This window comes from Pseudomonas sp. ANT_J28, assembly GCF_008370005.1.
Taxonomy (GTDB): Bacteria; Pseudomonadota; Gammaproteobacteria; order Pseudomonadales; family Pseudomonadaceae; genus Aquipseudomonas; species Aquipseudomonas frigoris.
Genome location: NZ_VOBM01000034.1, coordinates 1 through 24031 on the forward strand (window position 1 = coordinate 1; position 24031 = coordinate 24031).

Consider the following 24031-nt stretch of genomic DNA (forward strand, 5'->3'; position numbering starts at 1 on the left):
ACGGCTTCTTCGAATAGGCCTGATACATAGATGCAACGGGGCGGCGGTTTTTCAAAAGCGGGTAGACAGTGGGGGCGAGTCCATACATAGCAGCTGGCGAAGCCTGCGTTCGGCTGCGAAGCAGTCGCAAATCGGGCGCCGCGGTCTTTCAGGTTTACCGAGTACGCCGGATTGGCGACTGCTTCGCAGCCGAACGCAGGCTTCGCCAGCTGCTACTGCGGTGTTTAGAAGAGGCGTGCGAGCAGCGCAGTGACGGCGGTTTCGACCCGCAGGATGCGGTCGCCGAGCTGCACCGGTTGCAGGCCGGCCTTGCCGAGCAGGTCGATTTCGTAAGGAATCCAGCCCCCTTCGGGGCCGATGGCCAGGGTCACCGGTTCGGTCAGGCCGCGAGGGCAGGGCGGGTAATGGCCGGGGTGGCCGACCAGGCCGAGGGTGCCCTCGGTGATTGCCGGCAGACGGTCTTCGACGAACGGCTTGAAGCGTTTCTCAATGACGATTTCCGGCAACACACTGTCCCGGGCCTGTTCGAGGCCGAGGATCAACTGCTCGCGAATCGCCTCGGGCTCCAGGAACGGGGTTTGCCAGAAGCTCTTCTCGACGCGATAGCTGTTCACCAGAATGATTCGTGGCACACCCATGGCCGCCACGGTCTGAAACACCCTACGGAGCATTTTCGGGCGTGGCAGGGCCAGTATCAGGGTCAGTGGCAGCTTGGCGGGTGCTGGCTGGTCGAGGGTGACGCGCAATTCGGCTTCATCGGCGTCCAGGCGCAGCAGTTCGGCCGAACCCATCAGCCCGCCGATGCGCCCGACCCGCAGGCTGTCGCCGACAACCGAGCGGTGGACTTCTTGCATGTGCGTCAACCGGCGATCACGCAGGATCGCCCGGTCGGCCGCAATGAAATCGGCCTCTTCGAGCAACAGCAGGTTCACGGCTGGGTCGCTGGCGGCTGGTCGTTGTGATCGTCAGCCGGTTGGTCGTCCGGGTGCTCGCCGCGTTTACTGACCAGACTGCCGAACAGGATGCCGATTTCAAACAGCAGCCACATCGGTACCGCCAACAGCGTCTGCGAGAAGATGTCCGGCGGCGTCAGGATCATGCCGACCACGAAGCAGCCGATGACCACGTACGGACGGATTTTCTTCAGGTATTTGACGTCGACCACGCCGATCCACACCAGCAGCACCACGGCCACCGGGATTTCGAACGCCACGCCGAAGGCGAAGAACAGCGTCATGACGAAATCGAGGTAGCTGGTGATGTCGGTCATCATTTCCACGCCGGCCGGGGTGGCGGCGGCGAAGAATTTGAAGATCAGCGGGAAGACCAGGTAGTAGGCGAACGCCATGCCGGTATAGAACAGCAGGATGCTCGAGACCAGTAATGGCACGGCAATGCGTTTTTCGTGCTTGTACAGGCCCGGTGCGATGAAGCCCCAGATCTGATGCAGGATTACCGGGATCGCCAGGAACAGCGAGACCATCATCGTCAGCTTCAGCGGCGTCAGGAACGGCGACGACACGTCGGTGGCGATCATCGTCGCACCGGCCGGCAGGTACGCGCGCAGCGGCGTGGAGACGAAGGTGTAGATCTGCTGGGTAAAGGCAAACAACCCGGCGAAGATGATGAAGATCGCCGCTACACAACGCAGCAGGCGGGTACGCAACTCGGTGAGGTGCGAAACCAGCGGCATGTGCTGGTCGTTTTCGGGGCGATCGCTCATGGGGCTCGCGGCGGCAAAGTGGTGTCGTGAGGAGCCGGCGTTGACGGCACGGCGGCAGGAGCAACAGGTTCTACGGGTGCAGGTTCTACCGCCGCTACAACTGGGGCAGGTTCCGCTGCAATCGGAGCATGAATCGTCTGCTCCGCCACAGGTTCAACCGGCTGAACCGGTGTAGCCTCCTGCTGAGTCGGCGTGAAAATCTTCCGCGCCTCCTGCTCCAGCGACAGAATGTGCTCGTTGTGCAGTTGCCGACGAATCTCGTCGGCGCCGATTTCACGTTCAACTTCCTGTTTGATCGCGTTGAAGCTGCGCTTCAGACGGCCGACCCACAGGCCGGCGGTGCGTGCAGCACCCGGCAGACGCTCGGGGCCCAGCACCAGCAGGGCCACTAGGCCGACGAGCAGCAGTTCAGAGAAGCTGATACCAAACATTAGTCAGTGCTCACACGTCTTTGCGGATCGGCTCTTCGACTTTTTGCGCCTGCACGTCGATGGTGTGCGGCTGGTTCACAGACTGTGTGGTCTGTGGCTGAACGGGTGGAACCGGTTGGGCCGGCGTTACCGTCGGGTCAGCTGGCTTGTCTTCATCGTTCATGGCTTTTTTGAAGCCCTTGATCGACTCACCCACGTCAGTGCCCAGGTTTTTCAGTTTCTTGGTGCCGAACACCAGCACGACAACAACCAGGATGACGATCCAGTGTTTCCAGTCAAAAATGCCCATGTTGCTGCTCCTCTCTAATAGTTGTTCAGGCGGACGGACGCGAGGCTTTCTCGGCGTGTCCGGACAGACCGAAACGACGGTCCAGTTCATCGAGTACAGCCTGTGGATGCTGCCCCAGTTGGGCGAGCATGACCATGCTGTGGAACCACAAATCGGCGGTTTCGTAGATCACATCGCTGCAGTCACCGCTGATGGCGGCATCCTTGGCGGCAATGATGGTTTCGACCGACTCTTCGCCGACTTTTTCCAGAATCTTGTTCAAGCCCTTGTGGTACAGGCTGGCGACATACGAGCTGTCGGCGGCGGCGCCTTTGCGCTCTTCCAGCACTTGGGCCAGACGGGTCAGAGTGTCACTCATGGCTGTGTCCTGCGGAATAGATGGCGTGCGGGTCCTTGAGCACCGGGTCGACGGTTTTCCAGTCGCCGTTCTCGAAGACGCGGTAGAAGCAGCTTTGGCGGCCGGTATGACAGGCGATGTCGCCGATCTGCTCGACCATCAGGATGATCACGTCCGCGTCGCAGTCCAGGCGCATCTCAAGCAGGGTTTGCACGTGGCCGGACTCTTCGCCCTTGCGCCACAGCTTGGCGCGGGAACGAGACCAGTAAATGGCGCGGTTCTCGGCAGCGGTCAGTTCCAGCGCTTCACGGTTCATCCAGGCCATCATCAGGACGCGCCCGGTCTTGTGATCCTGGGCAATCGCCGGCACCAGGCCATCGGCGTCCCACTTGATCTCGTCCAGCCAGTTTTTCATCTTCGACTCCGACAGCGGGCCCAACACTTCATTAGTCGGGCAGGCGTTGAAACAGTGTGCCAGCGTGCGGGGGCGCTGGCTATCGGCGAACGACCAGATACAAGCCGACGGCCACCATGATCCCGGCCGGCCAATGACCAAGTTCGTTCAGCGGCCCACCGGCAGCGAGTATGGTGCCGCCGGCCAGGTGCGCACAGCCGAGCAGTCGCAGCAGCCAATCGTCCTTGCGGCGGTGCCACGGTGGTGGCGGGTCGTAGGCGTGAGGCTGGGATATGCGCTCGAGCAGGTCGCGGGCCATGTTGGCCAGGTGCGGCAACTGCTCGAACTGGCTCTGCACGTTGCCGAGCAAGGCTTTGGGGCTGACGCGCTCGCGCATCCAGCGTTCGAGGAACGGCTGGGCGGTGTTCCACAAATCGAGGTCCGGGTACAACTGACGGCCCAGGCCTTCGATGTTCAACAGGGTTTTTTGCAGCAAAACGAGCTGCGGCTGCACTTCCATGTTGAAGCGCCGGGCGGTCTGGAACAGGCGCATCAGCACCTGACCGAAAGAAATATCTTTTAACGGTTTTTCGAAGATCGGCTCGCACACGGTGCGGATCGCCGCTTCGAATTCGTTGAGTTTGGTTTCCGCCGGCACCCAACCCGAATCGATGTGCAATTGCGCGACGCGACGGTAATCACGCTTGAAGAACGCGAACAGGTTGCGCGCCAGGTAGTCCTGGTCTTCCGGGGTCAGGCTGCCGACGATGCCGCAGTCGATCGCAATGTACTGCGGGCTCCACGGGTTCACGGTGCTGACGAAGATGTTGCCGGGGTGCATGTCGGCGTGGAAAAAACTGTCCCGGAACACCTGGGTGAAGAAGATCTCCACGCCACGTTCGGCGAGCATTTTCATGTCGGTGCGCTGGTCAGCCAGCGTCGTCAGATCGGTGACCTGGATACCGTAGATGCGCTCCATCACCAGCACTTTCGGCCGGCACCAGTCCCAATAGACTTGCGGCACGTAGAGCAATGGCGAGCCGTCGAAGTTGCGCTTCAGCTGGCTGGCGTTGGCCGCCTCACGCAGCAGGTCGAGTTCGTCGTAGATGGTTTTTTCGTAGTCCAGGACCACGTCCACCGGGTGCAGCAGGCGCGCGTCGGCCGAGAGTTTTTCGGCGGCGCGGGCGAGGATGAACAGCCACGCCAGATCCTGCGCGATGATCGGTTTAAGGCCCGGGCGGATGACCTTGACCACTACTTCTTCGCCGGTTTTCAACTGCGCGGCATGCACCTGCGCCACCGAGGCCGAGGCCAGCGGTTCGACGTCGAAGCGGCTGAAGACTTCGCTGATCTTTTTGCCGAGCTGTTCTTCGATCAGATTGACCGACACTTGCGAGTCGAACGGCGGCACGCGGTCCTGCAGCTTCATCAGCTCATCGGCGATGTCTTCCGGCAGCAAGTCGCGGCGGGTGGACAGGATTTGCCCGAACTTGATGAAAATCGGCCCCAGGTCCTGTAACGCCAGACGCAATCGCGCGCCACGGCTCAGGTCCAGCGTCTTGCGCGGGAACCAGCGCCACGGCAAGGCGTAGCGCAGCGCCAGCAGAAACCACGGCAGTGGCAGGGCGAACAACAGGTCATCGAGGCGGTAGCGAATCACAACGCGCTGGATGCGCAACAAACGGCGGACGGCAAGCAGCTTCATGCGTTATCGCTTGGGTCGAGGGATCGGGAAAGGCGCTCGAAACGCGCCTCGAGACGTTCCAGATCGAGTTTGATCTGGTCCAGTTCACTGAAACGGGCTTCAGCTTCGCGCTGACCGACGAGGGTGCGCGATTCTTCGGCCAGGTACTCGCCAAGGTTCTGATTCAGGCTGGCGAACCCTTGCTGATAAAAGCGTGCGCGACTGCGCAGGTGACCGCCGAGCAGTTGCGTGGCGACAGGTCCCAGCCAGCGCGAGAGTTCGTACTCCCAGTCCAGTTCAAGGTCCTGAAGGATCGCCGCCAGCTCCAGCAGCACGCCGCTGTCGCCGTCGAGTTCGACTTCAGGAGCATGCAGGACCGAAGTTTTGTCCTTGCTCATGGCCAGTTTCAACAGGCTGGAGGCCGGTGCGCGCAAGGTGCAGTCGGCGCCGGTTTCCCAGTGGGACGCCAGCATCAAGCCTTCGTCGCTGGGCAGGATGAACACTTGCAACGCCGGACTGCGGCAGTCGACCGCAATCACCTTGCCACTCAAATGCGCCAGCCGCGGCAGCGCCGTGCTGTCGAGACGCAGCACCCGGTTCAGACCGAGTTCAACGCTGGCGAGCAGGCCGGCCAGCAACATCAGGGTTTGATGCCGCGGTGCAGGGCGACGATGCCTGCGGTCATGTTGTGGTAGGTCACGCGGTCGAAACCGGCCTCGACCATCATCGACTTCAGGGTTTCCTGATTCGGGTGCATGCGGATCGATTCGGCCAGGTAGCGATAGCTTTCCGAATCGTTGGTGATCAGCTTGCCCATCAGCGGCATGAAGGCGAACGAGTAGGCGTCGTAGGCTTTGGACATCAGTGCATTGGTCGGCTTGGAGAACTCCAGCACCAGCAAACGGCCGCCCGGTTTCAGCACGCGCAGCATCGAACGCAGGGCGTCTTCTTTATGGGTCACGTTGCGCAGGCCGAAAGCGATGGTCACGCAGTCGAAATGGTTGTCCGGGAACGGCAGCTTTTCAGCGTCGGCCTGAACGAATTCGACGTTGCCGGCCACACCCAGATCCAGCAGGCGGTCACGACCGACTTTGAGCATGGATTCGTTGATGTCGGCCAACACGACCTGGCCGGTCGGGCCAACGAGGTGCGAGAACTTTTTTGTCAGGTCGCCGGTACCGCCGGCGATGTCCAGCACGCGGTTACCGGTGCGAACGCCCGACAGCTCGATCGCGAAACGCTTCCACAGACGGTGCATGCCGCCCGACAGGAGGTCGTTCATCAAGTCGTACTTGGCGGCTACCGAGTGGAAAACCTCAGCGACTTTTTCCGCTTTTTGGCTTTCCGGAACGTTTTTGAAACCGAAGTGAGTGGTGGGTTCGGCATCGCTGCCTTTGCGCTGATCAGTCATATCGCTGTCACCAGAAGAGAATGCGGGACATTCTAATCCCGGTGGCCTGCTTTGTCTTGGCAAGGCTGCAGGTAAGATAGGTAACCACCGGGACGTTTTGCCGCAGCAGCGGTCAAGATGCTTCAGGAAATTATCCATAAAGCAGGAGTCATTTGATGGCCCGTATTAGTGTTGAGCGTGCCCATGGCCTGGGTAAAGAAGCGGCCCGCGAGAAGGCCGACAAGTTGGCGCAGAAACTGTCCGATCAATATGGCCTGGAGCCGCAATGGTCCGGCGACACCCTGAACCTCAAACGTTCCGGTGTGAAAGGCGCGGTGTATGTGGGCGAGGATTCGATCAAGGTCGATGTCGAACTTGGCCTGTTGATGTCGGCCATGAGCGGCACCATCAAATCGGAAATCGAAAAGGCCCTCGATAAAGCGTTGGCCTGATCCCGGAAAGAAGGCATCACCGATGTGTGTCAGTTGTTAGGGTGCCGTTTCTAATTATTCTCACTACTTTGTGCCTGAGCCCGACTCTTTCGCGGGCAGTTCCTCAAACCTTCTGCGCGTGAGGTGCACCATGGCCAAAGTTATTTTGAAGAAAAAAATCGACGCTTCGACGACTGCTCTGAGCGACGTTAAATCTTATGCCCGCAAGATCTGGCTGGCAGGCCTGGGTGCCTACACCAAGGTCGGCCAAGAGGGCAGCGAGTACTTTCAAGAGTTGATCAAGGCTGGTCAAACTGTTGAAAAGCAAGGCAAAAAGGTAGTTGCCGAGAAACTTGAAGCAGCGAATGCCGAGATCGATGAAGCCAAGAGTGAAGTCACTACTTTCAAAGGTAAGGTCGAACTTCAACTCGACAAGGTCGAGAAGGCTTTTGACTCGCGTGTCGCAAGTACCTTGAATCGTATCGGCATTCCGTCTAAACATGACGTTGAGACACTCTCTGCCAAGCTCGATGAGCTGACGGCATTGCTCGAACGCGTCGCGCGTAAATCTTAAGGAGAACGGGATGGCTGGTAAAAAGAACACCGAAAAAGAAGGCAGCTCGTGGATCGGGAAAGTCGAAGACTACTCCCGCAAAATCTGGCTGGCTGGTTTAGGCGTGTACTCGAAGATCGACAGTGACGGCAGCAAACTCTTCGATACATTGGTTAAAGACGGCGAGAAAGCCGAGAAGCTCACCAAAAGCGCTGTCGGCAAAAAAGTCGATGCTGCCAAGGACTCTGCTTCGTCGGCCAAGTCGCGCATCAGCGGCGTGAAAGATCGCGCACTGGGCAAGTGGGATGAGCTGGAAGGGGCTTTCGACAAGCGTCTGAACAGCGCCATTTCGCGCCTGGGTGTACCGAGCCGCAATGAAGTCAAAGCACTGCACAGCAAGGTCGATACCCTGACCAAGCAAATCGAAAAACTCACCGGTGCCAAGGTGGCGCCTGTTGCGGCGAAAACCGCGGCGGCCAAACCTGCGGCGAAGTCGGCTGCCAAACCACTGGCTAAAGCTGCCGCTAAACCGGCTGCCAAACCAGCGGCCAAAACTGCCGCAGCGAAACCTGCAGCCAAAGCGGCAGCAAAACCAGCCGCTAAACCGGCTTCCAAAACTGCAGCGGCCAAACCCGCCGCAGCGAAGAAGCCAGCGGTGAAAAAGCCGGCAGCTGCGAAAGCGGCTGCACCAAAACCAGCAGTGGCTGCCGCCAAACCGGCAACCCCGGCCCCGGTCAGTGCATCGAACTCCGCTACTGCGCCGACCCCTGCTGCAACCCCGACTGTCGCGCCAGCTCCTTCGACGCCAACCAGTCAGTCCTGATTTTCAGGGCTCAAGAAAACGCCCGGCCTGCAAAGGTCGGGCGTTTTTTTATGCATAGATTAATGAACACCGCAGATCCACTGTGGGAGCGGGCTTGCTCGCGAAAGCGGTGGGTCAGTCGACATCATTTTTGAATAATAAACCGCTTTCGCGAGCAAGCCCGCTCCCACAGGGGTTATTCGTGTTCTTCGAGGTATTGAAGGGCCAGTTGCTCCGTCGCCACCTTGATCGGCGGCAACAGATGCGGCGCCACCAGCATCATGATCTGGTACACCACCAATCTCACCTCACCCTCGCGATCAAGAATCCGCTGATAGTCCAGCGAGAACAGCAGCGTCATGGTGATCTGTTCCACCAGCTGCCCCAATGCCTGGGTATCGCTGACCAATTGCCCCTGAGCCTTTAATCGTGCGAGCAACGAAGCCAGTGTGCGCTTCAACGCATTGAGCAGGTTGCGTATGCCCTTGGCCAGTTTCGGCAAGCGCCCGGCGAGGTTCGACAGGTCCTGGAACAGAAATCGGTAATGGGCCAGGCGCTCGACGATCAGGTGCAGGAACAACCAGTAATCTTCCGGTGCCAGTTCCACATCGGCCGGTGGATCGAGCAGGGGCGCCAGTTCGGCCTGGAAGCGCTCGAACAGTCCGAGAATCAGGGGCTCCTTGCCGTGGAAATGGTAGTAGAGGTTGCCCGGGCTGATGCCCATTTCGTTGGCAACCTCCATGGTGGAGACGTTCGGCTCGCCCTTCTGATTGAACAACTGCAAAGCACATTCGAGAATCCGGTCGCGGGTTTTCATCCAGTCTTCTTAATGGTTCATTGAACGTCAGCGCACACGCACGTAAGTACCGGGTGCTGCTTCCATCGGTGGATAGTTCTGGTTGCCGAGCGCCATGTGGGTTTCTTTTTGCGCGCCTGAACGTTCTTGAATCCAGCCCAGCCATTGGGTCCACCAACTGCCGTCGACTTGCTTGGCGTCGTAATACCAGGCCCGCGGGTCACTGCTCAGCTTCGTGCTCTCGACGAAGTTGGCTTTCGGGTTTGATGGTGGGTTGAGAATGCTCTGTACATGACCGCTGTTGGACAACACGAAGCGTCGCTCGCCACCCAGCAGCAGGGTCGAGCGATACACCGCATCCCACGGGGTGATGTGGTCATTGATGCCCGCGACGCTGAAGCTGTCGACGTTGACTTTCTGCAAGTCGATCGGCGTGCCGCACACCTCCAGACCTCCCGGATGACTCAGCGGGTTGTGTTTGAAGAAGTCCAGCAAGTCGCCATGCAAGGCTGCCGGCAAACGTGTGTTGTCGTTGTTCCAGTAAAGGATGTCGAACGCTGGCGGCTCCTTGCCCAACAGGTAGTTGTTAACGAAATAGCTCCAGATCAAATCGTTGGGGCGCATCCAGGCGAAGATCTTGGCCATGTCGCGGCCGTCCAGCACGCCTTTCTGATAGGAGCGACGCTTGGACGCTTCAAGCGTCTGTTCGTCGGCGAAGAGGGTCGCAGGCGAGTCCATCTGACTGTCGAGCAAGCTAACCAGGTACGTTGCGCTGGACACTCGCCGCAGTTGCCGCTTGGCCTGTAAGTGACCTTGCAGGGCGGCGATGGTCAGCCCGCCTGCGCAGGCGCCCATCAGGTTAACCTCACGAGCACCGGTGATCGCCCGGCATACATTCATCGCTTCTTCCACGGCTTCAACGTACGTCGACAGCCCCCATTCGCGATGACGTACATCCGGATTGCGCCAACTGATCATGAAGGTTTGCAGGCCGTTCTTCAGGGCGAACTGGACGAAGCTGTTCTGCGGGCTCAGGTCGAAAATGTAGTACTTGTTGATCTGTGGCGGCACCACCAGCAGCGGTTTGGAATACTGCTTCTCGCTCATGGGCTTGTACTGGATCAACTCCAGCAGCTCATTGCGAAACACCACGGAGCCCGTAGTGGTGGCGACCGTTTTGCCGACCTCGAAAGCTTGCTTGGTGACTTGTCTGGGCAGGCCGTCGTTGTGCAGGAAGTCGTCGACCAGGTGGCCGATCCCTCGCACCAGGCTGTTGCCGCCGGAGTTGAAGATCTCCTTGATCGCCAGCGGATTAAGCAGGCTGTTGGACGGTGCCATGGCGTCGTTGAGCAAGGCGAACGCGAAGTGGGCACGGGCGCGATCGTCCGGGGTCATGTTGCTGTCGTCGATCCAGTGTTTGACCTGCTTCTGCCAGCTCAGGTAGGCCTGCAAACTGCGGCGATAAAAAGGGTTGAGGCTCCACGCCGGGTCGGCAAAGCGATTGTCCTGCGGATTGATCGGGTGCAGGGTTTCGCCCAGCAGCACGCGGCCCAGTTGACCGCCCAGCTTCAAGGCGTGTCGGGCAGTGTTCACCGGGTTGCGCAAACCATGGACGGCAACGCTGCGCAGGGTGGAAAACAGATCCCGACCACGCAGGCCGGTAATCGCACTCTGTGCGTTGATGAACGCGGCGGGAGTGGTCAAAAATTCCCTCGCTGGTTTTTCGCGCATGAATCAACACTCCTTCGTCTTCAGGCCAAATACAGATACACCGAACCAGAACACCATAGACGCTGTTGCGGATTGTTGCGCGGCGCTGCGTCTTCCTGACCGACAATGGGCCGATTAGCCGCCCAATGGCGCCGGATGCGGATGCATCACGGCACGCTGACGTTCTTCCTCGAGAAACTTCATGATGATCGGAGCCACTGCTTCGGCCCGGGTAATCAAAAACAGATGCCCGTCATCGATGATGTGCAACTGGGCGTTGGGAATCCGCCAGGCCAGTAACCGCATGTTGACCAACGGGATCAGTGGATCGTCGTCACCGGCCAGTACCAAGGTTGGCTGGTGGATTTTGTGCAACCAATGAATGCTGGTCCAGCCGAGGCCGGCGAACAGCTGCCAGTAGTAACCGAGTTTGCCTGCCGAGCGGACCTTGGCGGCATGGCTGGCGGCGAGGGTCGGATCGCGACGGAACGCCCCGCCATAGATCATCGGCGCAATGCGAATCACGTGAGACGGCTGGATGTAGCGTCGTGGGCTGGCCATCATCCACAGGACTCTCGGCTTGCCCGGCACCATCACCGAGCCAGCCGCCGTGGCCGCCAGAACGAGCTTCTTGCAGCGCTCGGGATAGTCGTAAGCGAACTGCTGGGCGAGGGCGCCCCCCCAGGAAACGCCGATTACGTTGACTTGCCCGTAGTCGAGATAGTCGAGCATCCGCGCCGTGAGTTTCGCCAGGCCCGGAAAGCGATAGGGTCGCCTTGGCGTCGACGAACCGCCGACACCAGGGACGTCGAAGGCGATGACTTCCAGGTCCGGGTCCAGCGCCGCGACAAACGGAAACACCAGCTCCAGGTTGGCGCCGATGCCGTTGAAAATCAGCAAGGGCGTCAAGTGAGGCTTGCCGGGGCGTACTGCCGTGCGGAGGGTCTGGCCATCCAGGTCGACGGTACGAAATATGAACGGTTGCGGCATGCTTCAGGCCCTGTGGGTCACTGTCTCAATTTCACCCCCGATCCCCTGTGGGAGCGGGCTTGCTCGCGAATGCGTCAGGTCAGTAGACATCACTGTTGAATGATCAATCGCTTTCGCGAGCAAGCCCGCTCCCACAGGAGGGCGAGGTGTGTCAGTTATCGCTCATGCACATAGGTGCCCGGCGCAGCTTCGCCCGCCGGATAAGCCTTGTTGCCCAAACTGCCCGGAGACTTCTTCAGCTTGCCCGAGCGCTCGGCTTGCCATGCCTGCCAGTGCAGCCACCAGGAATCGGTGTGCTTGGTGGAGTTCTCTTGCCACTCCTCAGCCTTGACCGGCATCTCGGTGCTGGTCATGTAGCGCGATTTCGGATTGCCCGGCGGGTTCAGAATGCTCTGGATATGCCCGCTGCTGGACAGCACGAATTCAACCTTGCCACCGAACAGTTGCGCCGATTTGTAGCAGGACTTCCACGGGGTGATGTGGTCGTTGGTGCCGGCCAGGGAGAAGATGTCGGCAGTGACCTGCTTCAGATCGATTGGTGTGCCGCACACTTCCAGTGCGTCAGGACGGATCAGCGGGTTGGTTTTGAACATCTCGATCAGGTCGCCGTGGAACGCTGCGGGCAACCGTGTGGTGTCGTTGTTCCAGAACAGGATGTCGAACACCGGCGGCTCGTTGCCCAGCAGGTAGTTGTTGACCCAGTAGTTCCAGATCAGGTCGTTGGGGCGCATCCAGGCGAAAACTTTCGCCATGTCACGGCCTTCCAGTACGCCGGCCTGATAAGAGTGGCGTTTGGCGGATTCGAGGGTCTGCTCGTCGACGAACAGTGCCACGTCGCTGTCCAGGGTGGTGTCCAGCACACTGACCAGCAGCGTCAGTGCGTTGACCTTGTTCTCGCCGATCGCGGCGTAGTGGCCCAGCAGAGCGGTGCAGGTGATGCCGCCGGAGCAGGCGCCGAGCATGTTTATGTCTTTGCTGCCGGTGATCGCGGTGACAACGTCGACCGCTTCCTTGAGCGCTTCGATGTAGGTCGACAGACCCCACTCGCGCTGCTCCTTGGTCGGGTTGCGCCAGCTGACGATGAAGGTCTGCACATTGTTGCGCAGGCAGAAGCGCGCCAGGCTCTTGTCCGGGCTCAGGTCGAAAACATAGAACTTGTTGATCTGCGGTGGCACCACCAACAGTGGGCGCTCGTGCACCTGCTCGGTGGTCGGCCGATAGTGGATCAATTCCAGCACGTCATTGCGAAACACCACCGCGCCTTCGGTGACGCCAAGGCTCTTGCCGACCTCGAACGCACCCATGTTGACCTGGCTCGGCATACCGCCGTTGTGCACCAGGTCCTTGGCCAGATGGGACAGGCCGTCGAGCAGGCTTTTGCCGCCGGTTTCGAAGAAGCGTTTGACCGCCGCCGGGTTGGCCGCACTGTTGGTCGGGGCCATGGCTTCGGTCATGAGGTTGATCACGAAATGCCCGCGAGCGACGTCCTTGGGCGAGAGGTTGCTGTCGCCGATCCAGTCGTGGAGTTCCTTGCGCCACGCCAGGTAAGTCTGCAAGTAACGTTTGTAGAGCGGGTTCTGGCTCCAGGCCGGATCGGCGAAGCGACGGTCATCGCTTGTCGGTAGAAGCTCGGATTTTCCGAACAACACGTTCTTCAGTTCAAGACCGAAATGGGCGACATGCCTGGCGCTGTGAATCGGTTGTCGGATGGCCTGCCTTAGCACCATTCGAGCAGAAGCCAGTAAATCCTTTCCACGCAGCCCAACGACAGGATTCAGCCCCAAAGTGTTTTCCGAGGCCTGATACTTCAAGTCATCGTTATTCTTGTTACTCATCTACGACGCTCCATTGTCCTGAGACGAGTACCTGGGTCCAGCTGTGCAGTCCACAGCCAATGCCAGGTACTACTGCTCGGGTGACCGTTAATTCTGCATCGCTGCTTTTTAGTTCAGAGAGCACTGCAGGTACCTTGCCAGCTCCATTGGTTACCCGAGTTTAATTTTTTTCGCAAGCAGGCCAATCGTCGGCCCGGAAGCGGAGCATTCAAACAGATGGAATTAGAAAATGCCCTCTAATGAGCGAAAGGCCTGAGCTAGAGCATCAGCTTGACGATGGATTCGTTCGGGTCGCGGGTTTTTCCAGCGGCTTTGAGTTCGGCAAGATAATCGTTCCACAGATCCTCTTGGCGCACGCCCAGTTGGTACAGATATTCCCAGGTGAACAGGCCGCTGTCGTGGCCGTCGTCGAAGGTCAATTTCAGTGCGTACTGACCGGCCGGTTCGACCTTGGTCAGGCCTACGCCGATCTTGCCAAATTGCAGGATAGGTTTGCCGTGGCCCTGGACCTCGGCGGAAGGAGAGTGCACGCGCAGGAACTCGGCGGGCAGGTGATGTTCCTCACCGGACGCGTATTTCAGCGACAGGGTTTTCGAGGCTTTGTGCAGTTTGATGTCGGTGGGGAGTTGGGTCATGACCGGCAATCCATTTGTGTGGGCGAGCTCGGTTCAAATGTGGGAGCGGGCTTGCTCGCGAAGGGGCCATAACATTCAACATCAATGTTGAATGTCAGACCGCTTTCGCGAGCAAGCCCGCTCCCACAGGTCCGCGCTCACTTGTAAGTATGGCTTACAGGATATAACGGGACAGGTCTTCGTTCTGCGCCAATTCGCCCAAGTGGCTGTTGACGTAATCGGCGTCGATCAGGATCGCCTTGTCGTCGTGGACGCTGGCCAGATCACCGGCGCTGAACGACACCTCTTCAAGCAGACGCTCAAGCAGCGTGTGCAGGCGACGGGCACCGATGTTCTCGGTTTTCTCGTTGACCTGCCAGGCGATCTCGGCAATACGCTTGATGCCGTCCGGCTGGAACTCGATCACCAGGCCTTCGGTTTTTAGCAGGGCGCAATATTGCTCGGTGAGCGACGCGTGCGGCTCGCTGAGGATGCGTTCGAAATCTTCAGGCGTCAGCGCCTTGAGTTCGACACGAATCGGCAGGCGACCTTGCAGCTCAGGCACCAGATCGCTCGGCTTGCTCAGGTGGAACGCACCGGACGCGATGAACAGGATGTGGTCGGTCTTGACCATGCCCAGTTTGGTGTTGACGGTGCAGCCTTCGATCAGCGGCAGCAAGTCGCGCTGTACGCCTTCACGAGAGACGTCGACGCCACCGGTGTTGCCGCGCTTGGCGACTTTGTCGATTTCGTCGATGAACACGATGCCGTGCTGCTCGACCGCTTCCAGCGCCTTGGCCTTCAACTCTTCTTCGTTGACCAGGCGGCCGGCTTCTTCGTCACGCACCAGTTTCAGTGCTTCCTTGACCTTGATCTTGCGGCTCTTGCGTTTGCCCTTGCCCATGTTGGCGAACAGGCTCTGCAGCTGGTTGGTCATCTCTTCCATGCCCGGTGGCGCGGAGATATCGACACCGGCCATTTCGGCGACTTCGATTTCGATCTCTTTGTCATCCAGCTGACCTTCGCGCAGGCGCTTGCGGAACAGCTGACGGGTGTTGGAATCGGCCGACGGTGCGGCGTCGTCGTTGCTGAAACCCATGCGTGCCGGTGGCAGCAGGGCGTCGAGGATGCGTTCTTCGGCGGCGTCTTCGGCGCGGTGGCGAACCTTGGTCATTTCCTGTTCGCGCAGCAGCTTGATCGCCGCGTCGGCCAGGTCACGAATGATCGATTCAACGTCGCGGCCGACATAGCCGACTTCGGTGAACTTGGTCGCTTCGACCTTGATGAACGGTGCGTTGGCCAGTTTCGCCAGGCGACGAGCAATCTCGGTTTTACCGACACCGGTCGGGCCGATCATCAGGATGTTTTTTGGCGTGACTTCAACGCGCAGCTCTTCAGGCAGCTGCATCCGGCGCCAGCGGTTACGCAGCGCGATGGCGACGGCGCGCTTGGCATCGTCCTGGCCGATGATATGGCGATTGAGTTCGTGGACGATTTCACGGGGAGTCATGGACATAATAATTGGCGGTCCTCAGGTAAAAGTGAGCCGTGGCGTGGTGGCCAAAACAGGCTTACTCAGCGAGGTCCTGCTCCTCAATGGTGAAGGTGTGGTTGGTGAATACACAGATGTCGCCGGCGATGCCGAGGGCGGTTTCGACGATTTCCCGGGCCGACAGATCGGTTTTCTTCAACAGTGCGCTGGCGGCGGCCTGGGCGTAACCACCGCCGGAGCCCATGGCGATCAGACCTTCTTCAGGTTCGACCACGTCGCCGTTGCCGGTGATGATCAGGGAGGCGTCTTTGTTCGCGACCGCGAGCATGGCTTCGAGGCGGCTGAGGGAGCGGTCAGTGCGCCACTCTTTGGCGAGTTCGACAGCGGCGCGAACCAGGTGGCCCTGATGTTTCTCAAGCTGGCCTTCGAAACGCTCGAAGAGAGTGAAGGCGTCAGCGGTGGCTCCGGCAAAACCGGCGATCACCTGGCCGTGGTACAGGCGGCGAACTTTCTTCGCGTTGCCTTTCATCACGGTATTGCCGAGAGAAACCTGGCCGTCGCCGCCCATGACGACTTTGCCGTGGCGGCGAACTGAAACGATGGTGGTCAAGGGAGAGTCTCCACGCAGCGGGGCGAAAATGCCTTATGCCAACTCATATGGGGGTGGTGGAGCGTATTTCAACTGTAGGAAGGGAGAGGGGACGAATGGTGGGGTGACAGCAAGAGGTGGGTTGCGGGTGCTGCCGTCATTCGCGAGCAAGCCCGCTCCCACATTGATTCTGCGTTTGCCATCAAACCTACAAACAACACAGATCCAGTGTGGGAGCGGGCTTGCTCGCGAATGGGGCAGCCCGATGTTTCAGGCCGCCCGCGGCATCTGCCCCAACACAATCGGTGAGGCCATGTTCTTTATCGGCTTTGGCGTTGTTGTAACAACAGGTTGCTGAACCCGCTGCCGGCCAGTTGTTTCTGGGCTGTGGTCAGCTGTTCGCGGTTGCTGAACGGTCCGACCAATACCCGATACCAGGTTTCGTCTTTCACGGTGCCGGATTCAACCGCCACAGCCTGACCCAGCAAAATAATCTGCGCTCGAACCTTGTCCGCGTCAGCTTCCTTGCGGAACGAGCCGGCCTGCAGGAAGAACTTGGTCACTGGCGCCGCTTTGGACACCGGTGGCGCTGGCGGCGGGGTAATCCCGGCCAGTGCGGCCTGAGCCCGCGCGGTATCGATCTTCGCCGCTTGCTCTGGCGTGACCGGCGTCGTCGGAATGGCCGGCACTTGTGGCGTCGGCAGGGTTTTCTCCGGCACGGCATCCGGCGGCACGATGACCTCCGATTCCGGCAGCAACGTGTAGAAGTCGTACTTCGGCTTCACCGGTTGCGTCGGGCTCGGCGGGGTCTTGTTGGCCTCGGCGATCTTGGTGGCTTTCTGCTGCTCGATCTTCTCGCGCTTCTCGCGCTTGACGCTCTCGCTGCCCTTGCCCGGTTCCAGTTTCATCAGGAAAACGATGAACGCGCCGACCGTCAGGCCGATGGCCATCCACAGCCAGCCCGGGATCGGTTGCTTTGCAGGAGCTTGGTAACGGCTGGCGCCACGCTTGGGTGCAGGTTTTTTCTTGGCAGCCAACTTACATACGCTCCAGAGTTTCCAGACCCAAGAGTTCCAGGCCTTGCTTGAGAGTGCGACCGGTCAGCGCGGCGAGGCGCAGACGGCTCTGCATTTGCGCCGGAGTGTCGGCACTGAGGATCGGGCAGTTCTCATAGAAACTGGAGAACAGGCCGGCGACATCGTACAGGTAGGTGCACAGGATGTGCGGCGTGCCTTTGTCGGAAACGTTGTTCAGCACTTCGCCGAACTGCGCGAGCTTCGCCGCCAATTCGTGTTCGTGCGCGGCTTCGAGGACGATCTGGCCTTCGACTTCGCTGAAGTCCTTGCCGAGTTTGCGGAACACGCCGGCCACGCGGGTGTAGGCGTACAGCAGGTACGGCGCGGTGTTGCCTTCGAAGTTCAGCATCAGGTCGAAGTTGAAGCTGTAGTCGCTGGTGCGGTGCTTGGACAGGTCGGCGTATTTCACCGCGCCAATGCCCACGACCTTGGCGATGTTGCGCAGTTCGTCATCGGCCAGCTCCGGGTTCTTATCCTTCACCAGTGTATAAGCGCGCTCCTGGGCTTCGGTCAGCAAGTCGATCAGCTTCACGGTGCCGCCATCACGGGTCTTGAACGGACGGCCATCTTTACCGTTCATGGTGCCGAAGCCCATGTGTTCCATGTCCATCGGGTGCGTCACGAAGCCTGCCAGGCGCGCGACCTGGAATACTTGCTGGAAATGCAGGGCCTGACGCTGGTCGACAAAGTACAGCGCGCGATCGGCCTTCAACTTGCCGCTACGGTAACGCACCGCCGCCAGGTCGGTGGTGGCGTAGAGGTAACCGCCGTCAGCCTTGACGATGATCACCGGCAGCGGGTCGCCGTCGGCGTTCTTGAACTCGTCGAGGAACACGCACTGGGCGCCGTTGCTCTCGACCAGCAGGCCAGCGGCCTTGAGGTCGTTGACCACGTTGATCAGGTCGTCGTTGTAGGCGCTTTCGCCCATCACGTCGGCCATGGTCAATTTGACGTTCAGCAGTTCGTAGATTTTCTGGCAGTGCGACAGCGAGATGTCTTTGAACTTGGTCCACAGCGCCAGGCAGTCCGGGTCGCCGGCTTGCAGCTTGACCACCAGACCACGGGCGCGATCAGCAAACTCTTCGGATTCGTCGAAGCGTTGCTTGGCGGCGCGGTAGAAGTTTTCCAGGTCCGACAGCTCGTCGCTGGTGATCGGGTTTTCCTGAAGGTAGGCCATCAGCATGCCGAACTGGGTGCCCCAGTCGCCGACGTGGTTCTGACGGATCACTTCGTCGCCGAGAAATTCCAGTACGCGCGCCACGCCGTCGCCGATGATGGTCGAGCGCAAGTGGCCGACGTGCATCTCTTTGGCCAGGTTCGGTGCCGACAGATCAACCACGGTGCGCTGCACAGGGCCGGCCTTGCGCACGCCGATGTGGGCGTCAGCCAGGGCGGCGTCCAGGCGAGTGGCCAGGGCCTGGGTGTTCTGGAAGAAGTTCAGGAAGCCGGGGCCGGCGATTTCGGTCTTGGTGACGTTTTCGTCAGCCGGCAGCGCGGCGATGATTTTCTCTGCCAGATCGCGCGGCTTCATGCCGGCCGGTTTGGCCAGCATCATCGCGATGTTGCTGGCGAAGTCACCGTGAGTCTTGTCACGGGAGTTTTCCACCTGGATCGCCGGCGACAGGCCTTCAGGCAACACACCTTCGTTGACGAGTTGGGTGATGGCTTGTTGGATCAGCTGGCGAATGGTGTCTTTCATGGTGTTCTCTGTCGACCGCAAGCGCGGCGGCGCTTGGATGCGCTGGTGGAAAAACTGGGCATTATCCGTGGCGAAGACGGGCTTGCCAACTATAGCGGGCAGGTTATGGATATGTGGTGACAAAAGCGGCAAAGATCGCAGGGTAGGAGCTGGCGAAGCCTGCGATCTTTTGATCTTGATCTTTCAATACAAATCGACCGGATCCACATCAAGGGACCAACGCACCGCCCGCCCGCTCGGCATCTGCTCCAACACCAGCAGCCAGCTGCTTAATAGTCGATGCAGCGGCGCCCGGGCCGTCGCTTGCAGCAACAACTGCGCACGATAACGCCCGGCCCGGCGTTCCATCGGCGCCGGCACCGGCCCTAGCAGTTCAATCCCGGTCAGGTTCTGTTCGGCCAGCAAACGTTCGGCCTCGCTGCACGCCTCATCAAGAAAACCTTCAGCTTGCCCCGGTTTATGCGCTTCGGCCCTCAGCAGTGCCAAGTGCGCAAACGGCGGTAGACCCGCCGAGCGCCGTTCGCTCAACGCCTGTTCGGCAAAAGCGAAATAGCCCTGTTCAGTCAATTGCACCAGCAGCGGATGGTCGGCCAGGTGCGTCTGGATGATCACTTTACCCGGCTCTTCCGCCCGGCCTGCGCGCCCGGCAACCTGGACGATCAACTGCGCCATGCGCTCGCTGGCGCGGAAGTCGCCGGAGAACAATCCGCCATCGGCGTCGAGAATCGACACCAGCGTCACTCGTGGAAAGTGATGCCCTTTGGCAAGCATTTGCGTGCCGACCAGAATGCACGGATGGCCCTTCTGAATGGTCGCGAACAGCTGATTCATCGCGTCCTTGCGCGAAGTGCTGTCGCGGTCGACCCGCAGCACCGGGACGTCCGGGAACAGAATGGACAGCCGCTCTTCGGCGCGCTCGGTGCCGGCGCCGACGGGGCGTAAATCGACTTTGCCGCACTTCGGGCAATGCCGAGGGACGCGTTCGACGTAGCCACAATGGTGACAACGCAGTTCGCCTGAGCGCTGGTGCACGGTCATTCGCGCATCGCAGCGCTGGCACTCGGACATCCAGCCGCAGTCATGGCACAGCAGCGTGGGCGCAAAACCGCGACGGTTGAGGAACACCAACACTTGTTGGCCAGCGGCCAGCGTCTGACCGATGGCCTGCTGCATCGGTCCGGAAATGCCGCTGTCCAGTGGACGGCTTTTCACGTCCAGGCGCAGGAAGCGCGGCTGCTTGGCGCCACCGGCACGCTCGTTTAATCGCAGGAGGCCATAACGACCGGTGTAGGCGTTGTGCAGGCTTTCCAGCGAAGGCGTGGCGGAGCCGAGGACAATCGGGATGTTTTCCTGGCGTGCGCGCACCAATGCCAGATCGCGGGCGTGATAGCGCAGGCCTTCCTGCTGTTTATAGGAGCCGTCGTGCTCTTCATCGATGATGATCAGGCCGGGGTTCTTCATCGGCGTGAACAGCGCCGAGCGGGTGCCGATAATAATGTCGGCATCACCGTCCCGGGCGGCGAGCCAGGCTTCGAGGCGCTCGCGATCGTTGACCGCCGAGTGGATCAGCGCGATGCGTGCATTGAAGCGCTGCTCGAAGCGCGCCAGGGTCTGCGGGCCGAGGTTGATCTCCGGGATCAGTACCAGCGCCTGCTTGCCGGCCTCAAGGGTTTCGCGGATCAGTTGCAAATAGACTTCGGTCTTGCCGCTGCCGGTGACGCCGGCCAGCAGGAACGCGTGATAACTGTCGAACCCTGCGCGGATCGCCTCATAGGCCGCACGCTGCTCGGGGTTGAGCGGCAATTCCGGTTGCGCCAGCCAGTGTTCGTGGCGGGCGTCGGGGGCGTGTTTGCGGATTTCGACTTGCACCAGATCCTTGGCCAGCAGCAAATCCAGGCTGTCCTTGCTCAGCATCAGTTTGCTCAACAACTGATGGGCGACGCCGTGGGGATGCTGGGCCAGAGTCGCCAGTGCCTCCCGTTGACGCGGGGCGCGAGCGATGCGCGGGTCATCAAGGCTGGCGCCGGGCGCGGCGGACCAGAAGCGCTCCTGCCGTGCTTCGGCCAGTTCACCCTGACGCAGCAACACCGGCAGCGCCCAGCTCAAGGTGTCGCCGAGGCTGTGCTGGTAGTACTGGGACGTCCACAGGCACAGTTTGAACAGCGCTGGCGGCAGGGGCGGCGTGGCATCGAGCAGTGCCAGGGCCGGCTTGAGCTTCTCTGTCGGGACTTCACTGGTGTCGGTGACCTCCACCAAAATCCCGATCATCTCCCGCCGGCCGAACGGCACCCGCAAGCGCATGCCGGGGTGCAACTGGGCGCGCAGGACACCGGCCGGGGCACGGTAATCGAACAGGCGGCGCAGGGGCGAAGGCAAGGCGAGGCGCAGAATGGCGTTGGGCACGCGGGGGGATCTCGATAAGCGGGCAGTAAAAGAAGTCGGACGCCTATTAATTGTGGGAGCGGGCTTGCTCGCGAATGCGGTGGATCAGACACATCATCGTTGCCTGACACACCGTATTCGCGAGCAAGCCCGCTCCCACAAAGGGCGCGTATTAGGCCGGGAGCCTAGCAGACGGTCGGTCTCAGTGACAGCTTGCGTGAATGGCATTGTCTGGTAGAATCCGCGGCCTAATTATGTGCGGTATTCAACAATAGTGTTGAGTGGCGGCACACTAGCCTGAGGAATACACCATGAAAGCCGATATCCATCCAGCGTACGAAACCATCGAAGTAACTTGCAGCTGCGGCAACAAGTTCGAAACTCGTTCGAACCTGTGCAAGCCACTGGGTACTGACGTATGCAACGAGTGCCACCCGTTCTACACCGGTAAGCAGAAGACTCTGGATACTGGCGGCCGTGTACAGCGCTTCGCAGACCGTTTCGGTGCTTTTGGCAAAGCCAAAGCTCCTGCTGCTGCAGAGTAAGGTTGCAAAGCCCCATGGGCTTTACCTTGCTGATGAAAAAGGCGTCCCTTGCGGGCGCCTTTTTTATGTCTGCGATTTGGCTTTCCGCTGCCCAGGCCTTCTGCCCGGCGCCGAGCGGGCTGACATCCATTGCGGTGCAGCGGGTGGTGGATGGTGACACGCTGCGTCTGAGCGATGGTCGCAGCGTGCGCATGATCGGTTTGAATACGCCGGAACTGGGCAAGAAAGGCCGCTCCGACGAGCCGTTCGCGGTGGCGGCACGCCAACGCCTGGAAGCACTGGTGGCTGCCAGCGACGGACGGGTCGGTTTATTGCCCGGTAAAGAAAGCAAAGACCATTACGGCCGTACCTTGGCCCATGTCTACAGCGCCGATGGCGCCAACCTTGAAGCGCAGATGCTCGCTGAAGGACTCGGTTTCCAGGTGGCAGTCGCGCCGAATGTCGATCTGGTCGACTGCCAGCAAGCGGCGGAACACAGCGCCCGTCAGGCCGGACTCGGGTTGTGGCGTCAATCCCCTGTACTGAAAGCGGAGCAGATCAGCGCTTCCGGTTTCGCTGTGCTCAGCGGTCGTGTGAGCAAGGTTCAGCGCAATCGCGGCGGGGTTTGGATCGAGTTGCAGGATTCGGTTGTACTGCGCGTTGCACCCAATGTGTTGGGCCAGTTCGATATTGCGGATCTTGAGCGGTTGAAGGGCAAGCAGATAGAGGCGCGCGGCTGGGTGCTGGACCGTTCGCGGCGTGGCGGACTGAAAGAAGGGCAGGCGCGCTGGCTTCTGCCATTGACCGACCCGGCGATGCTTCAGATGGCGCAGTGATAAAAAATTGTAGACATTTTTTATGCTGATTGTGAACAGTATATCCCTTGTGTTCCGCGGCTCTTGGTCCAAAGTCGTAGGGCCGGGCGCTTGACAGGGGTGACCGGTCAGTCTTGTAGGGACTTTGCGACACGAGTATCCTCGGCGGTCCGTCTGTCCCACAGTAAAAAGCGGAATGCCCATATGTCTGATTTGAAAACTGCCGCTCTCGAATATCATGCCCATCCTCGTCCAGGGAAGCTGAGCGTCGAGCTCACCAAAGCCACCGCTACCGCCCGCGACCTGTCGCTGGCCTACAGCCCCGGTGTAGCCGAACCAGTCCGCGAAATCGCCCGCGACCCTGAACTCGCCTACAAGTACACCGGCAAGGGCAATCTGGTTGCAGTCATTTCCGATGGCACCGCAATTCTCGGCCTGGGTAACCTCGGCCCATTGGCTTCCAAACCAGTGATGGAAGGTAAAGGCGTGCTGTTCAAGCGCTTCGCTGGCATCGACGTTTTCGACATCGAAGTCGACTCCGAAAGCCCGCAAGCCTTCATCGACACCGTCAAGCGCATCTCCATCACCTTCGGTGGCATCAACCTGGAAGACATCAAGGCGCCTGAGTGCTTTGAGATCGAACGCGCTCTGATCGAGCAGTGCGACATTCCGGTATTCCACGATGACCAGCACGGCACCGCGATCGTTACTGCGGCCGGCATGATCAACGCCCTGGAAATCGCTGGCAAAACCCTCGCTGACGCCAAGATCGTCTGCCTGGGCGCCGGTGCTGCCGCCATCTCCTGCATGAAATTGCTGGTGAGCATGGGTGCCAACATCGAAAACATCTTCATGGTTGACCGTACCGGCGTGATCCACTCCGGCCGTGACGACCTGAACCAGTACAAGGCTGTTTTCGCTCACGCGACTGAAAAACGCACACTGGCCGACGCCCTGAAAGGTGCGGACGTGTTCGTTGGTCTGTCCGGCCCGAACCTGCTGAGCGCTGAAGGCCTGAAGTCCATGGCGGCCAGCCCGATCGTGTTCGCGTGCTCCAACCCGGACCCGGAAATCTCCCCGGAACTGGCTCACGCCACCCGTGACGACGTGATCATGGCCACCGGCCGTTCGGACTACCCGAACCAGGTCAACAACGTGCTGGGCTTCCCGTTCATCTTCCGTGGTGCCCTGGACGTTCGCGCCAAGCGCATCAACGAAGAAATGAAAGTGGCTGCGGCCAACGCCCTGCGTGAACTGGCCAAGCTGCCGGTTCCTCAGGAAGTGTGCGACGCCTACGGCGGCATCAAACTGGAATTCGGTCGTGAGTACATCATTCCGAAACCAATGGATGCCCGTCTGATCACCGTGATCTCCGATGCCGTGGCCAAGGCCGCGATCGAGACCGGCGTAGCGACCCTGCCGTATCCGAAGAACTACCCGCTGAAAAGCGTGGATGACGTGTTCAACGGCTAAGT

At 60.0% G+C, this 24031-nt stretch carries 25 protein-coding genes; 6 read left to right on the forward strand and 19 right to left on the reverse strand.

The genetic code is table 11. The features are described 5' to 3' along the window. Positions 1-224 precede the first annotated feature (224 nt). The 9 genes from FQ187_RS21540 to ubiE form a co-directional block, all read right to left on the reverse strand. The gene (locus tag FQ187_RS21540) at positions 225-932 is read right to left on the reverse strand and encodes a 16S rRNA (uracil(1498)-N(3))-methyltransferase (protein ID WP_149631015.1); all 708 of its coding nucleotides are present in this window, start codon (positions 930-932) and stop codon (positions 225-227) included. Next, the gene (tatC, locus tag FQ187_RS21545; protein ID WP_149631016.1) at positions 929-1723 is read right to left on the reverse strand and encodes a twin-arginine translocase subunit TatC; all 795 of its coding nucleotides are present in this window, start codon (positions 1721-1723) and stop codon (positions 929-931) included. Before tatC ends, FQ187_RS21540 begins: the two co-directional genes overlap by 4 nt. Continuing rightward, positions 1720-2154 carry a Sec-independent protein translocase protein TatB gene (gene tatB, locus FQ187_RS21550; protein ID WP_149631017.1) on the reverse strand — a complete coding sequence of 145 codons (435 nt, stop codon included), beginning with the start codon at positions 2152-2154 and terminating at the stop codon, positions 1720-1722. The genes tatC and tatB overlap by 4 nt, the downstream gene beginning before the upstream one ends. Positions 2155-2164: 10 nt before the next feature. Then, a complete protein-coding gene (locus FQ187_RS21555) occupies positions 2165-2443 on the reverse strand; it encodes a twin-arginine translocase TatA/TatE family subunit (protein WP_129439192.1) in 279 nt (92 codons plus the stop codon). A 25-nt stretch (positions 2444-2468) separates the two neighbouring features. After that, positions 2469-2801: a phosphoribosyl-ATP diphosphatase gene (locus FQ187_RS21560; protein ID WP_007899279.1), complete on the reverse strand. Its 333-nt coding sequence runs from the start codon at positions 2799-2801 to the stop codon at positions 2469-2471. Next, the gene (hisI, locus tag FQ187_RS21565; RefSeq protein WP_149631018.1) at positions 2794-3195 is read right to left on the reverse strand and encodes a phosphoribosyl-AMP cyclohydrolase; all 402 of its coding nucleotides are present in this window, start codon (positions 3193-3195) and stop codon (positions 2794-2796) included. The genes FQ187_RS21560 and hisI overlap by 8 nt, the downstream gene beginning before the upstream one ends. A gap of 79 nt (positions 3196-3274) precedes the next feature. After that, positions 3275-4879: a ubiquinone biosynthesis regulatory protein kinase UbiB gene (ubiB, locus tag FQ187_RS21570; RefSeq protein ID WP_149631019.1), complete on the reverse strand. Its 1605-nt coding sequence runs from the start codon at positions 4877-4879 to the stop codon at positions 3275-3277. After that, positions 4876-5499 (reverse strand): SCP2 domain-containing protein, encoded by a 624-nt coding sequence (locus tag FQ187_RS21575; protein WP_129439187.1) that lies wholly within the window; start codon positions 5497-5499, stop codon positions 4876-4878. The genes ubiB and FQ187_RS21575 overlap by 4 nt, the downstream gene beginning before the upstream one ends. After that, positions 5499-6269 (reverse strand): bifunctional demethylmenaquinone methyltransferase/2-methoxy-6-polyprenyl-1,4-benzoquinol methylase UbiE, encoded by a 771-nt coding sequence (gene ubiE / locus FQ187_RS21580; protein ID WP_007948968.1) that lies wholly within the window; start codon positions 6267-6269, stop codon positions 5499-5501. Before ubiE ends, FQ187_RS21575 begins: the two co-directional genes overlap by 1 nt. 155 nt (positions 6270-6424) lie before the next feature. On the opposite strand from ubiE, the gene FQ187_RS21585 reads away from it, so the two are divergent. The 3 genes from FQ187_RS21585 (at position 6425) to FQ187_RS21595 (ending at position 8055) form a co-directional block, all read left to right on the forward strand. After that, positions 6425-6700 (forward strand): polyhydroxyalkanoic acid system family protein, encoded by a 276-nt coding sequence (locus FQ187_RS21585; RefSeq protein ID WP_149631020.1) that lies wholly within the window; start codon positions 6425-6427, stop codon positions 6698-6700. Positions 6701-6830: 130 nt separating this feature from the next. Further along, entirely contained in the window at positions 6831-7253 is a 423-nt protein-coding gene (locus tag FQ187_RS21590; protein WP_149631021.1) for a phasin family protein, read from the forward strand. A gap of 10 nt (positions 7254-7263) precedes the next feature. After that, positions 7264-8055 carry a phasin family protein gene (locus FQ187_RS21595; RefSeq protein ID WP_149631022.1) on the forward strand — a complete coding sequence of 264 codons (792 nt, stop codon included), beginning with the start codon at positions 7264-7266 and terminating at the stop codon, positions 8053-8055. Positions 8056-8230: 175 nt separating this feature from the next. Here FQ187_RS21595 and FQ187_RS21600 read toward each other — a convergent pair whose 3' ends face one another. The 10 genes from FQ187_RS21600 to FQ187_RS21645 all read right to left on the reverse strand — a co-directional run bounded on the left by FQ187_RS21600 (position 8231) and on the right by FQ187_RS21645 (position 21238). Then, on the reverse strand, positions 8231-8851 hold the full coding sequence (locus FQ187_RS21600) for a TetR/AcrR family transcriptional regulator (protein ID WP_033055348.1): 621 nt from the start codon (positions 8849-8851) through the stop codon (positions 8231-8233). A gap of 27 nt (positions 8852-8878) precedes the next feature. Further along, the gene (gene phaC / locus FQ187_RS21605; RefSeq protein WP_149631023.1) at positions 8879-10561 is read right to left on the reverse strand and encodes a class II poly(R)-hydroxyalkanoic acid synthase; all 1683 of its coding nucleotides are present in this window, start codon (positions 10559-10561) and stop codon (positions 8879-8881) included. Between the two features lie 114 nt (positions 10562-10675). Next, positions 10676-11530, reverse strand: coding sequence for a poly(3-hydroxyalkanoate) depolymerase (gene phaZ / locus FQ187_RS21610; protein ID WP_149631024.1), 855 nt, complete (start codon positions 11528-11530; stop codon positions 10676-10678). 155 nt (positions 11531-11685) lie between these two features. Then, positions 11686-13365 carry a class II poly(R)-hydroxyalkanoic acid synthase gene (gene phaC, locus FQ187_RS21615; RefSeq protein WP_149631025.1) on the reverse strand — a complete coding sequence of 560 codons (1680 nt, stop codon included), beginning with the start codon at positions 13363-13365 and terminating at the stop codon, positions 11686-11688. Positions 13366-13622: 257 nt separating this feature from the next. Then, positions 13623-14000: a gamma-butyrobetaine hydroxylase-like domain-containing protein gene (locus tag FQ187_RS21620; RefSeq protein WP_008149540.1), complete on the reverse strand. Its 378-nt coding sequence runs from the start codon at positions 13998-14000 to the stop codon at positions 13623-13625. A gap of 154 nt (positions 14001-14154) precedes the next feature. Continuing rightward, complete coding sequence (gene hslU / locus FQ187_RS21625; protein WP_149631026.1) at positions 14155-15495, reverse strand: ATP-dependent protease ATPase subunit HslU; 1341 nt, start codon at positions 15493-15495, stop codon at positions 14155-14157. Between the two features lie 55 nt (positions 15496-15550). Beyond that, the gene (gene hslV / locus FQ187_RS21630; RefSeq protein ID WP_007899242.1) at positions 15551-16081 is read right to left on the reverse strand and encodes an ATP-dependent protease subunit HslV; all 531 of its coding nucleotides are present in this window, start codon (positions 16079-16081) and stop codon (positions 15551-15553) included. A 299-nt stretch (positions 16082-16380) separates the two neighbouring features. Further along, on the reverse strand, positions 16381-17097 hold the full coding sequence (locus FQ187_RS21635; protein ID WP_149631027.1) for an SPOR domain-containing protein: 717 nt from the start codon (positions 17095-17097) through the stop codon (positions 16381-16383). Position 17098: 1 nt separating this feature from the next. After that, a complete protein-coding gene (gene argS / locus FQ187_RS21640) occupies positions 17099-18835 on the reverse strand; it encodes an arginine--tRNA ligase (RefSeq protein ID WP_149631028.1) in 1737 nt (578 codons plus the stop codon). Positions 18836-19018: 183 nt separating this feature from the next. Continuing rightward, the gene (locus FQ187_RS21645; protein ID WP_149631029.1) at positions 19019-21238 is read right to left on the reverse strand and encodes a primosomal protein N'; all 2220 of its coding nucleotides are present in this window, start codon (positions 21236-21238) and stop codon (positions 19019-19021) included. 290 nt (positions 21239-21528) lie between these two features. Here FQ187_RS21645 and rpmE point away from each other — a divergent pair, with 290 nt between their 5' ends. The 3 genes from rpmE to FQ187_RS21660 all read left to right on the forward strand — a co-directional run bounded on the left by rpmE (position 21529) and on the right by FQ187_RS21660 (position 24029). Further along, positions 21529-21762 carry a 50S ribosomal protein L31 gene (gene rpmE / locus FQ187_RS21650; protein ID WP_028621753.1) on the forward strand — a complete coding sequence of 78 codons (234 nt, stop codon included), beginning with the start codon at positions 21529-21531 and terminating at the stop codon, positions 21760-21762. A gap of 14 nt (positions 21763-21776) precedes the next feature. Next, positions 21777-22577: a thermonuclease family protein gene (locus tag FQ187_RS21655; RefSeq protein WP_129439165.1), complete on the forward strand. Its 801-nt coding sequence runs from the start codon at positions 21777-21779 to the stop codon at positions 22575-22577. Between the two features lie 183 nt (positions 22578-22760). Further along, positions 22761-24029, forward strand: a complete 1269-nt coding sequence (locus FQ187_RS21660; protein ID WP_033055361.1) for a malic enzyme-like NAD(P)-binding protein — start codon at positions 22761-22763, stop codon at positions 24027-24029. The last annotated feature ends 2 nt before the right edge of the window (positions 24030-24031 follow it).

What these genes read in the sequence shown, in the direction of transcription:
- tatC (WP_149631016.1), bottom strand. Translation starts at nt 1,723, where the DNA reads ATGAGCGATCGCCCCGAAAACGACCAGCACATGCCGCTGGTTTCGCAC.
- tatB (WP_149631017.1), bottom strand. Translation starts at nt 2,154, where the DNA reads ATGTTTGGTATCAGCTTCTCTGAACTGCTGCTCGTCGGCCTAGTGGCC.
- FQ187_RS21555 (WP_129439192.1), bottom strand. Translation starts at nt 2,443, where the DNA reads ATGGGCATTTTTGACTGGAAACACTGGATCGTCATCCTGGTTGTTGTC.
- FQ187_RS21560 (WP_007899279.1), bottom strand. Translation starts at nt 2,801, where the DNA reads ATGAGTGACACTCTGACCCGTCTGGCCCAAGTGCTGGAAGAGCGCAAA.
- hisI (WP_149631018.1), bottom strand. Translation starts at nt 3,195, where the DNA reads ATGAAAAACTGGCTGGACGAGATCAAGTGGGACGCCGATGGCCTGGTG.
- ubiB (WP_149631019.1), bottom strand. Translation starts at nt 4,879, where the DNA reads ATGAAGCTGCTTGCCGTCCGCCGTTTGTTGCGCATCCAGCGCGTTGTG.
- FQ187_RS21575 (WP_129439187.1), bottom strand. Translation starts at nt 5,499, where the DNA reads ATGTTGCTGGCCGGCCTGCTCGCCAGCGTTGAACTCGGTCTGAACCGG.
- ubiE (WP_007948968.1), bottom strand. Translation starts at nt 6,269, where the DNA reads ATGACTGATCAGCGCAAAGGCAGCGATGCCGAACCCACCACTCACTTC.
- FQ187_RS21585 (WP_149631020.1), top strand. Translation starts at nt 6,425, where the DNA reads ATGGCCCGTATTAGTGTTGAGCGTGCCCATGGCCTGGGTAAAGAAGCG.
- FQ187_RS21590 (WP_149631021.1), top strand. Translation starts at nt 6,831, where the DNA reads ATGGCCAAAGTTATTTTGAAGAAAAAAATCGACGCTTCGACGACTGCT.
- FQ187_RS21595 (WP_149631022.1), top strand. Translation starts at nt 7,264, where the DNA reads ATGGCTGGTAAAAAGAACACCGAAAAAGAAGGCAGCTCGTGGATCGGG.
- FQ187_RS21600 (WP_033055348.1), bottom strand. Translation starts at nt 8,851, where the DNA reads ATGAAAACCCGCGACCGGATTCTCGAATGTGCTTTGCAGTTGTTCAAT.
- phaC (WP_149631023.1), bottom strand. Translation starts at nt 10,561, where the DNA reads ATGCGCGAAAAACCAGCGAGGGAATTTTTGACCACTCCCGCCGCGTTC.
- phaZ (WP_149631024.1), bottom strand. Translation starts at nt 11,530, where the DNA reads ATGCCGCAACCGTTCATATTTCGTACCGTCGACCTGGATGGCCAGACC.
- phaC (WP_149631025.1), bottom strand. Translation starts at nt 13,365, where the DNA reads ATGAGTAACAAGAATAACGATGACTTGAAGTATCAGGCCTCGGAAAAC.
- FQ187_RS21620 (WP_008149540.1), bottom strand. Translation starts at nt 14,000, where the DNA reads ATGACCCAACTCCCCACCGACATCAAACTGCACAAAGCCTCGAAAACC.
- hslU (WP_149631026.1), bottom strand. Translation starts at nt 15,495, where the DNA reads ATGTCCATGACTCCCCGTGAAATCGTCCACGAACTCAATCGCCATATC.
- argS (WP_149631028.1), bottom strand. Translation starts at nt 18,835, where the DNA reads ATGAAAGACACCATTCGCCAGCTGATCCAACAAGCCATCACCCAACTC.
- rpmE (WP_028621753.1), top strand. Translation starts at nt 21,529, where the DNA reads ATGAAAGCCGATATCCATCCAGCGTACGAAACCATCGAAGTAACTTGC.
- FQ187_RS21655 (WP_129439165.1), top strand. Translation starts at nt 21,777, where the DNA reads ATGGGCTTTACCTTGCTGATGAAAAAGGCGTCCCTTGCGGGCGCCTTT.
- FQ187_RS21660 (WP_033055361.1), top strand. Translation starts at nt 22,761, where the DNA reads ATGTCTGATTTGAAAACTGCCGCTCTCGAATATCATGCCCATCCTCGT.